8 protein-coding genes are annotated in these 9,618 nt (G+C 61.5%); 2 read left to right on the top strand and 6 right to left on the bottom strand.

Annotated elements, in window-relative coordinates; all coding sequences use genetic code 11:
- Positions 1-222: 222 nt before the first annotated feature.
- A complete protein-coding gene (locus M0D66_RS35680) occupies positions 223-1,002 on the top strand; it encodes a hypothetical protein (RefSeq protein WP_200655065.1) in 780 nt (259 codons plus the stop codon).
- Positions 1,003-1,026: 24 nt separating this feature from the next.
- On the opposite strand, the gene M0D66_RS35675 is transcribed toward M0D66_RS35680, so the two are convergent.
- Together M0D66_RS35675 and M0D66_RS35670 are read right to left on the bottom strand one after the other, a co-directional pair.
- Entirely contained in the window at positions 1,027-2,136 is a 1,110-nt protein-coding gene (locus M0D66_RS35675; RefSeq protein WP_266212721.1) for an asparaginase, read from the bottom strand.
- Between the two features lie 148 nt (positions 2,137-2,284).
- A complete protein-coding gene (locus M0D66_RS35670; RefSeq protein ID WP_200655063.1) occupies positions 2,285-3,205 on the bottom strand; it encodes a LysR family transcriptional regulator in 921 nt (306 codons plus the stop codon).
- A 124-nt stretch (positions 3,206-3,329) separates the two neighbouring features.
- Here M0D66_RS35670 and M0D66_RS35665 point away from each other — a divergent pair, with 124 nt between their 5' ends.
- Entirely contained in the window at positions 3,330-4,241 is a 912-nt protein-coding gene (locus M0D66_RS35665; RefSeq protein ID WP_200655062.1) for a DMT family transporter, read from the top strand.
- Positions 4,242-4,286: 45 nt separating this feature from the next.
- Here the strand turns inward: M0D66_RS35665 and M0D66_RS35660 are convergent, their stop codons facing one another.
- The 4 genes from M0D66_RS35660 to M0D66_RS35645 form a co-directional block, all read right to left on the bottom strand.
- Positions 4,287-5,534 (bottom strand): amidohydrolase family protein, encoded by a 1,248-nt coding sequence (locus tag M0D66_RS35660; RefSeq protein WP_200655061.1) that lies wholly within the window; start codon positions 5,532-5,534, stop codon positions 4,287-4,289.
- Between the two features lie 62 nt (positions 5,535-5,596).
- A complete protein-coding gene (locus M0D66_RS35655) occupies positions 5,597-6,904 on the bottom strand; it encodes an MFS transporter (RefSeq protein WP_266212720.1) in 1,308 nt (435 codons plus the stop codon).
- A gap of 204 nt (positions 6,905-7,108) precedes the next feature.
- A complete protein-coding gene (locus M0D66_RS35650) occupies positions 7,109-8,053 on the bottom strand; it encodes a LysR substrate-binding domain-containing protein (protein WP_200655059.1) in 945 nt (314 codons plus the stop codon).
- A gap of 109 nt (positions 8,054-8,162) precedes the next feature.
- Entirely contained in the window at positions 8,163-9,425 is a 1,263-nt protein-coding gene (locus M0D66_RS35645) for an MFS transporter (protein WP_200655058.1), read from the bottom strand.
- Between the last annotated feature and the right edge of the window lie 193 nt (positions 9,426-9,618).

The following is a 9,618-nucleotide window of genomic DNA, read 5'->3' as shown; positions in this document are numbered from 1 at the left end:
TTAGAGGTGTCCAGGTTCATTGAACCACTACAGTGCCGCCCCGCACAGGGGCAACGCTAATAGACCACTAACAATACAAGGAAAGGCACCAAAGCCAGAACAAGGAAAGCCCAAAGCCCTAAGAACACTGACAAACAACCGCCCCGCAGGGAAAAAAACCATAAACCCCAATTTCTATGTGACCATACCCAAACTAGAACCCGCACGGAGTGCAACAAAAAAATGCAACACCCTGACCCACTCCATCCCCTTCGCCCCTTCCTGAAAAACTTCGTGTGGGAACACGGCCACATCGGCACTCGCTACCTCAACTGCGCCACCGGCGAAATCAGCTTCGATGATGGCAAAAAATCCCGCTTCGCAGCAGAAAAATACCTCTACGTCCCGCTCGACAAAGACGCCACCGACGACCCACTAGCCACCGGCCCCGCAACCCAGGACGCCGCCCTCGCCCGCTTCCTCCGCGCCGCGCAACTCGGCAAACCCGAAGAAGCCGGCTCCGCCGCCGAAGTCCAACGCGCCGTTCATGATTGTCTCGACCTGGCAATCTTCAGCGCCTATCAGCACGACGCGCTGCAAGCAGTCGACCACTACACCCAAGAAGCAATGTTCGACGACGAAATCCGTGCGGCCCTCGTCGACGATATTCGACGGGTCTACACGCCCATGCGCGAACAACTGGCGCTCTACGACTTCACCGTGCTGCACGGTCTGCCCACGCCGCTTCTCTTCAGCGATTCACCCTTCATCGACTGGCGAGTGCGCGTCAAACCCGCTATGCCGTTCGTCTCGCTGCCCCTCGGACCCTATGCATTGCTGGTCGGCACGCCGTCCGGAAGAACCAGTCGCGCAGCACCCGTCGCGTGGAAAACGGCCGTGTCGATGGGCGTGCTAAAAGATCACAATCGCCTGATGGCTGAGCGCGCCCGTCTGTGGATCGTGGCCACCAGCGATGATCAACTGATCGCCATACAAGATCGCTTCAAGAAAGATGACGCGTAACCCGCTGCAGCGCCCCGCATAGCTTCACGCCTCGCGGTGTGAATGCGCTTCAAGCGCAAGCGAAAAAGCCATGTGGCCGATTTCGATGCCCATGGTATTGATCATGCGCGGCTTATGAAACGCGGCTAATTGCGCACGTTGCTCAGGGCTGCCGATATCAAGTCGCGCGAGCAGTTCAGCAACGGTTGCATACAGCACGCCAATGTTGCCGTCCTCCACCTTCACCGCAATGCCGAGTGCACCGTCCGCGCCGAGCTGCTCAGTTTGCCGCGACGCACGCACGCCGATTGCATAGCTGCCGTCGGCGCCGACCTTGCCAATCAGCGCGCCATCGAACGCGCGCATCAAGGCGGTACAGAAACGCCCCTCGCCTGCTACCCACTCCGGATGCGCAGCCATCGCACGATAGATGCGTGCGAGCGCAGCGGTGCGTGGCGATATGGAAGAAGGAATGGACGAAGAAGCCGCGGACGAAGCCGAAACCTCATCCTCCGCGGCAGCGAGCTTCGCGAACAGTCGGGCGAGTCGGTCGAGGGGGAACGCCGGCGTCGGCAGATTGCACCCGTCGATCGACCATTGCACCGCATCGTCCGGCAAGTCGCATACCTCGGCGACGGTATGCTTCACGCGCACCTGTAGCGGGTGCTCCGGCAGTTCATAACCCCTTACTGCCGCGCCGATCGAACGCGCCCCGGCCAGCATGCCGGCGTGCTTGCCCGAACAATTGCTGCACACGGCATCCGGCTTGAAGTCGCGCTTCAGCCAGTCGACGTACACCGCGTCGGACAGCGGGGGATGGCCGCCGCAACGCAGATCGGCTTCGCTGACCTGTGCCTTGGTCAACATCTGTCTCGTGCGTTCGATGTGGCGCGGCTCGCTGCTATGCGAGGCGCACATGAGTGCAAGATCCGTTTCGTCGAAACCGAAACGCTCGAGCGCGCCCGTCTCGACTACCGCCAAAGCTTGTGCCGGTTTTGCCGCTGAGCGTGCCAGCGTGATACGCGACGGATCGCCGAATGAATACAGCAGGCGGCCGTCGGCCTGAACCACCGCGACATGGGCGATATGTGTATTCTCTATCGCTTCGCCGCGATAGACAGTCGCCGCAATCGGCCCGGTTTCACGCAAAGTCATGTTTGCTCTCCTCCTGATCGCGTCGACCGTCGCGATCGTTATCAATCATGGTGACGCGAGCGATTCTACGTTCGTCTTTCGCTCAATCCAAATCTCCGTTGGCTGGCCATAGTATGCAAGCGAGTTGCACGACGCGTTGGACCGCTGCTTAAGCCGCTTCGTGAATATGCTGGACAAGATAGTCGATGAGCGCCCTCACCTTCGGCGGCAAGAAGCGGTTCGGCGGATACAGCAGCCACACCGACCCCACGTAAGCGCGCGCTTCGAGATTCCAATCCGGCAGCACCTGCACGAGTTCGCCGCTGAGCAATGCATCCGTGGCGGCAAACTCGGGCAGGTTCGCGATGCCGAAATCCTGCTGCGCGGCTTCGAGTCGCGCGCCCGCATGATTGGCGATGTAACGCCCTTTCACGTCGACGGTTTGCGTCTCCGTGCCACGACGAAAGCGCCAGCGGTTGTCGTCGGCGGTTTCGCCAAGGTAGATGCAATCGTGCTTGAGGAGATCGCGCGGTTGCGCCGGCGTGCCGTGCTCACGCAAATAAGCCGGCGATGCAACCAGCAACCAGCGCACGGCCCCCAGCCTGCGTCCCGCGAGCCCTTGCGGAGGATGCTCGGTCAGGCGGATCACCAGATCGACATCGTCGGCAAGCGGATCTACGTCGTGATCGGTGAACAGCAATTGCAGGTCGACTTCGTCGTAGGCGCGCAGAAAGCCGGGGATCAGCGGATGAATCACGGTCTTCGCGAACGCGGTGGGCGCGCTCACGCGGACTTTGCCTTGCGGCCGCGCCGCCAGTTGCCCGGCGGCATCCACCGCGCCCGATGCCGCGCTCAACATGTCGCGGCAGAAACGCGCCACCTGTGCACCGGATTCCGTGACCCGCACCGTGCGCGTGGACCGTTCGAGCAGGCGTGTCGCCAACGCGTCCTCGAGCCGTTTGATCTGACGGCTGACCGTGGACGGCGTACTGCCGAGCTGACGTGCGGCGACCGAAAAATTGCCGGCATCGACGACGCGCGCGAAAACCGCCATATCCGGCAGCAACGCAAAAAGATCGGTTGGGTTCATCGTCGGGCGCTCGCGGGGTTTGAGCCGATTGATGCATCTGAAACATAAATGCTATGCGCAGCGACCCGATTATCGCCTTACAGGCAAAGTTCGACAATATGCGCTCATCTGCACGAGGTCCGCCATGTCGAAACAAGAACGCCTGCTTCTGCTCTCCGATCTGATGCTGCTAGCGGTTGCCGTGGTGTGGGGCACCAGTTACGGCGTCGTCAAAAGCGCCCTGGTGTTCTATCCAGTTTTGGGTTTGCTCGCGATCCGCTTCGGCATCACCTTCTTGATCCTGTCGCCCGCCTTGCGTCATTTGCGCGCCGCCGATGCCCGCACGCTGCGCGGCGTGCTGATCGCGGGCGCCTTGCTGCTCGGTATCTTTCTCTGCGAGACGTTCGGCATTCTGCTGACGCGCGCGGCCAATGCAGCGTTTCTGATCAGCTTATGTGTGGTGCTGACGCCGCTCGTCGAATGGTGGCTGCTCAAGCGCAAGCCGACTCGCATCGAATGGGCGGCGGTCGCGCTTTCGCTATTCGGCGCCTGGCTGCTAGCGGGGGATGGCGCGCTGAGTTTCAATCCCGGCGACGCGCTGATTCTGCTCGCCGCGCTGCTGCGCGCGCTGAACGTGTGCGTGACTAAACGTGTGATGCGCGACTCCGCGTTGCCGCCTTTGTCGGTGACGGCGGTTCAGTCAGGCGTGGTGGCATTTGGCAGCGCGGCGGTGGCGGTACTGTTTGTGCCGCAACAGTGGCAACCGCTGCCGTCGCTTGCCGGGCATGCTGTGTTCTGGGGCTACATCGGCTATCTGGTGGTCGCGTGTACGTTGTTCGCGTTCTTCGCACAGAACTTCGCAATCAAACGCAGCAGCCCGACGCGCGTGTCGTTGCTGATGGGCAGCGAGCCCGCCTTCGGTGCGCTGTTCGCGTGCATCTGGTTAGGTGAACGCATTTCGACGGCGGCATGGATCGGCGGTGCGTTGATCGTTACGGCATCGATTCTCGCGACGGTTCGATGGACCGCTTTACGTGTGAGCGCGGCGGGGGCTTAGAGATTTTCCGAGGCCTGCGCCGATCGCTGCACACGCATCTGCCGATTAGCGCGACGCGACCGTGCCCCGCTCGCTCACCACCTCGCCGTGCTGCAAGACATACTCGAGGTGCTCGCCCTGCCCGGTCAACACGCCGATATCCTTGAGCGGATTACCGTCGACCACCAGCACGTCGGCGATTGCCCCCGCTCTGATGACGCCGAGCTTGCCGCTCCGATCGACGATATCGGCCGCAATCGTGGTGGCCGAACGCAATGCTTCCAGATTTCCGAGCACCTCGGCGCGAATGCGCAATTCGTCGCTCTGGAACGTATGCATTTCGCCGAGCAGGTCCGAACCGAATCCCATCGGCACACCGGCATTTGCATAAATCTGCAGCGAGTCGCGCCCCGCTTGCCGCACGGTCTCAACCTTGGCAATCGAATCGGCAGGCAAGCCGTAATCGGCGCCGTGTTTGGCCAACGCGTCGTAGGTGACCAGCGTGGGCACGACGAACGCGCCGTGCTCGCGCATCAGTTTTGCAGCGGCTTCGTCGACCAGGTTGCCGTGCTCGATCGTGCGCACGCCGCAGCGAATCGCACGCGAAATCGCGCGGCCAGTGTAAGCATGCGCCATCACGTATGTGTTGGCTGCTTCCGCTTCGGCGACGATCGCGCGGATTTCGTCCTCGGAATATTGCGTGTTGCTGATCGGATCGGTCGGCGAAGCGACACCGCCGGATGCCATGATCTTGATCTGCGTCGCGCCCTTCTGAATCTCTTCACGCACGGCAAGCCGCACCGCATCGACACCGTCAACCACTCGCGCAATTGCCCCGGCGCGAAAGGCGCATGAACAGGGCTCGAGTACATCGCCACGCGGACGGAAATCGCCGTGACCGCCGGTTTGCGACAACGCCTTGCCCGACGGAAAAATACGCGGCCCCGGAATCAATCCGCTCTCCAGCGCCTGCGTCAAACCCCAATCCGCGCCGCCCGCATCACGCACCGTCGTAAAGCCGCGGCCGAGCATCGCCTTCAGGATCGGCAGTGCGCGAATAGCGGTGAGGATATTCGGCTGCGTCGCATTCACACCAAGATTGGCGCGCGAAGCCAGCACGTGCACGTGACAATCGATCAGACCGGGCATCACCGTCTTGCCGCGTGCATCGATTGCGCGCGCATTCGGCAGATCGACAGGACGATCGGTGACTTCGACGATATAGCCGTTTTCGATCACGACGTGATGATGTTCGAGCAACACACCCTGGACCAGATCGAGTACGTTGCCGCCGCTGATTACCGTAATGCTCATTGATATCTTCCTGACTGGATGAAGGAATCCGTCCGGCTTTTGTTCGCCGGACGCGCTGCCTTTCAGGCGTGGCTACGGCGCGGATCGCGCACATAGAATGTGCCGACGAGGCTGATGGTCGCAGCGATCATCACGTAGATCGCGGGCGCCATATTGCTGCCCGTTGACGCGATCAGCCACGTGATGAAGAACAGTGCGAAGCCGCCGAAAATCGTCACCGCGAAGTTGTACGCAACGGAAAGACCCGTCGATAACACCTTGGTCGGAAACAGCTCGGAGAAGGCCGCGAGAATCGGGCCGGTGTAGGCGGCGATCAGCAAGCCGAACACACCCTGAAACACCATCAACGAAACCAGCCCAGGCGCGCTGTTGATGTAAGCGAACATCGGCCATGCGAGCACCAGGATCAATGCCGCGGCACCAGAAAGGAAGCGGCGGCGGCCGAAGCGGTCAGCGAGCTTGCCGACCACTGGCGAGAAACACATGATCATCAGGCCACCGAACATGCCGGCACGAAAGCCCATCGATTGGGGCAGATGCAGCGTGCGCACCGAATACGTCGGCATATAGAACAGCAGCACGTAGGTGCACACCGTCCACAGAATCACCATTGAGAAACTCGCGAACGTCTCACGCGGAAAGCGGCGGAACACTTCCGCGAGAGGTGAATCGCTTTTGGCCTCTTCCGTTACGGCGCTGAACGCCGGTGTTTCGTCCATGCGGCTGCGAATGAAATAGCCGACCGGTCCGATCAGAATGCCGATCAGGAACGGCATTCTCCAGCCCCACGAATGCAGCGCATCGGCGCTCAGACTCGACGTTACAAAGGTGCCGACCCCTGCACCCAGCAGCACGGCAAAGCCGATGCTCGACTGAATCCAGCTCGAATAGAATGCGCGCTTGCCCGCCGGCGCATATTCGGTAAGAAACGCGGTGGCGGTGCCCATTTCGCCGCCGGCCGAAAAGCCTTGCAGCAAGCGGGCGACCACGATCAGCACCGGCGCCCACAGACCGATCTGGTCATAGGTCGGCGCAAGGCCGATGAGTGCTGTGCCGGCCGCCATCAGCAGAATGGTCAGCGAGAGCGCCGCCTTTCGTCCGACTTTATCCGCGTACACGCCGAGCACGATGCCGCCTACCGGTCGCATGAAAAAACCCACGCCGAACGTCGCGACAGCGAGTAGCAACGAGGTCAATTCATTGCCGGTCGGAAAGAACAGCTTGGCGATGATCACCGCGAAAAAACTATAGACGGTGAAGTCGAACCACTCGAGCCCGTTGCCGAGCACAGTGGCGATAATCGCGCGGCGCCGCTGCTGCGCGAGCGAATCCACGGATATCGCGACGTTGGATGAAAGCGTTCCTTGCATGGTCTCTTTCCTTATCAGGCTGCTTGTGCCGCTATTGATGCGGCTGCTGCGTGGCTACGGGTCGGGCGAGCGTTTGCCAGCAAGGCGGCGTGTCGGAATCGAACGGCGCCTCTGCATGCATAAAGCCGATCGTAGAGAGACCTGATTTGTTTTCGAAACGAAAGATTCGCATGCACGCATGCGCGTAGCGCATGCGAAAAGTAGTCAAGCGCTGGGCGCGTTGCTCGTCTCCGCGAGTGTTTGCCCACTTGCCTGCGCCTCTGCCTGCTCGAAAAGCCAGCGCGTAAAGAGGCGCGCCGCCTGGTTCTCCGCGCGGTCGTTCGGCGATACGACGTAGTAGCCGCCACCGTGGCTCGCCGATGCTCGCGTGGCGCGCACCAGCAGCCCCTCGTTTAGACACCCGTCGATCATGTGACGCCAGCCGAGCGCGACACCCTGGCCGAGAATCGCCATCTGCACGAGTTGCGGATAGTGATTAATGACGACCGACTGTGGCGAGCCAGGCATCTGCACATTGTTAAGCCGGAACCATTCGGGCCACGACATCCATTGCCGCTGGCCGTCTTCCTGCATCAGCAATGTTTCATGCGCGAGATCGGCGGGCTCCAGCACGCGGCCGGCGAGATATCCGGGTGAACATACCGGGTACACGTCTTCGTCGAAAATGCGGCGGGCGGTGAAATGCGGCTCAGCGTGCTGGCGGATGTAGTACAGACCTACGTCGAATTCCGCGGGCGACAAAGATGCGAGCCCGTCGCGCACGATCATCCGGATCTTCACGTTAGGATGGGCGGCGCGAAACGCACCGAGGCGAGGTGTAAGCCACAACACCGCCACGCCCGACGAACACGCGATCGTCAACTCCAGATCGCCGTATCGCTTCATCACGTCGAGTGTGGCTTCCGAGCAATTGGCAAGCAGCCACTGCACATGCTTCGCGTAACGTTCGCCGGCGATCGTCAACCGTAGGGCGCGATGTTCGCGCACGAAGAGCGAGCGGCCGAGGAAGTCTTCGAGCTGCGCAATCTGGCGGCTGACCGCGCTTTGCGTCAGATGCAGTTCTACGGCCGCTTTAGTGAAGCTGGCATGGCGTACGGCCGACTCGAACGCGATCAGGCATTGAAGCGGGGGTAAAGGGGCGATCCGCATGATGAAGGTGGCCGAGTGAGGTTGCCACCATCATAGCGGGTCGAAGCACACGTCGAATCACGCGTGCGATGCAGCGCGCAATTGCAGGGTTTCGCCTCCAACGTTGCGATCAATGACTGGGCGCCAACGCCTCTTCCCGCTCCAGCGAACGCGTGTGCTTGAGTTCCGGAAAAAATCGCATCCACAGCAGGGCGACGGCAATCGTTGCGATGCCGCCCACCAGCACGGCCGGTTGCGCGCCCCACCACCCTGCCGTCACACCGGATTCGAATTCACCCAGTTGATTCGACGTCCCGATGAAAAGCGAATTGACCGCGCTGACGCGACCGAGCATTTCGTCCGGCGTACGCAATTGCACGAGCGACAGACGCACCACCACGCTGATGGTGTCCGATGCGCCCAGCACCATGAGCGCGAAGAGCGACAGCAAGAATTGATGCGACAAACCGAACACCACAGTCGCCGCGCCGAACGCAATCACACCGCCGAACATCGCAGCGCCGGGCCGGTTGCGTAGCGGGAAATGCGCGAGCCAGATGGTGCCCGCGAGCGCGCCGATGGCGGTGCCTGAGCGCAACAGGCCGAGACCGAGCGGTCCGGTATGCAGGATGTCACGCGCAAAAACCGGCAGCAGCGCTGTCGCGCCACCGAACAGCACGGCGAACAGATCAAGCGATAGTGCACCGAGTATCACGGGCTCTTTGCGAATGAAGGCGATGCCCGAGAACACCGATTCGAGCGTCACCGGCGCGCGGCTCGCCAGCTTGGCCTGCAACGGAATGGCCCACACAGTGGCAGCGGCGGCCGCGAATGACAGCGTGCACGCGAGGTAGGCCACGCCCGGACCGACACCGTACAGCAGGCCGCCCAATGCTGGACCTGCGATCTGGGCGGTTTGATTTGCGGAGGTGGCCCATGCCGTCGCTTTGGGCAATTGTCCGCGTGGCACGACGCCCGGCAACAGCGATGCAACCGCGGGCGATTCGAAGGCGCGCGCCGCGCCCACGCATGCGGCCAGCACATAGATGACCGGCGCGCTGATCCAGCCGCCGAAGGTGCCGAAGGCGAATAACAATGCAGCGACGCTTTCGAGGCTTTGACAGATGGCCGCAATCCGGCGACGGTCGTAACGATCAGCGACGTGGCCGACCACGAGCGTCAGCACGAACATCGGCAGAAATTGGGCGAGGCCGACGAGGCCCAGTGCGAAGGCGCTATGCGTGAGTGCGTAGATGTGCCAGCCCATGGCCACGGCGAGCATCTGGAACGACAGCGATGAGAGGATACGGGTACACCAGAAACGCTGGAATGCGGGGTGTTTTGGCAGACTGAAGTTAGGGTCGCCGGCGGGGTCGGCTGGGGGTATGGGCATTGGTGTCTTGCTCTCGACTAGGCTGGCTGGGGCGGCAGGTAGTTTAGAGCAAGTTTGTTTATTTTGTTTTTATGGGTATGCGGGGGATTTTTAGGTGCGGCGTTCGGCATTCGGCATTCGGCATTCGGCATTCGGGAGCGAGCCTGGTCGAGGCTCATCTGTAGATGGTGGGGTGCGCTACCACGCTCAGTTC

It is taken from the genome of Paraburkholderia sp. SECH2 (assembly GCF_030464795.1).
GTDB lineage: Bacteria > Pseudomonadota > Gammaproteobacteria > Burkholderiales > Burkholderiaceae > Paraburkholderia > Paraburkholderia aspalathi.
Note: the sequence above shows the minus strand (reverse complement) of the source record. Positions and strands in the feature narration are given on the sequence as shown.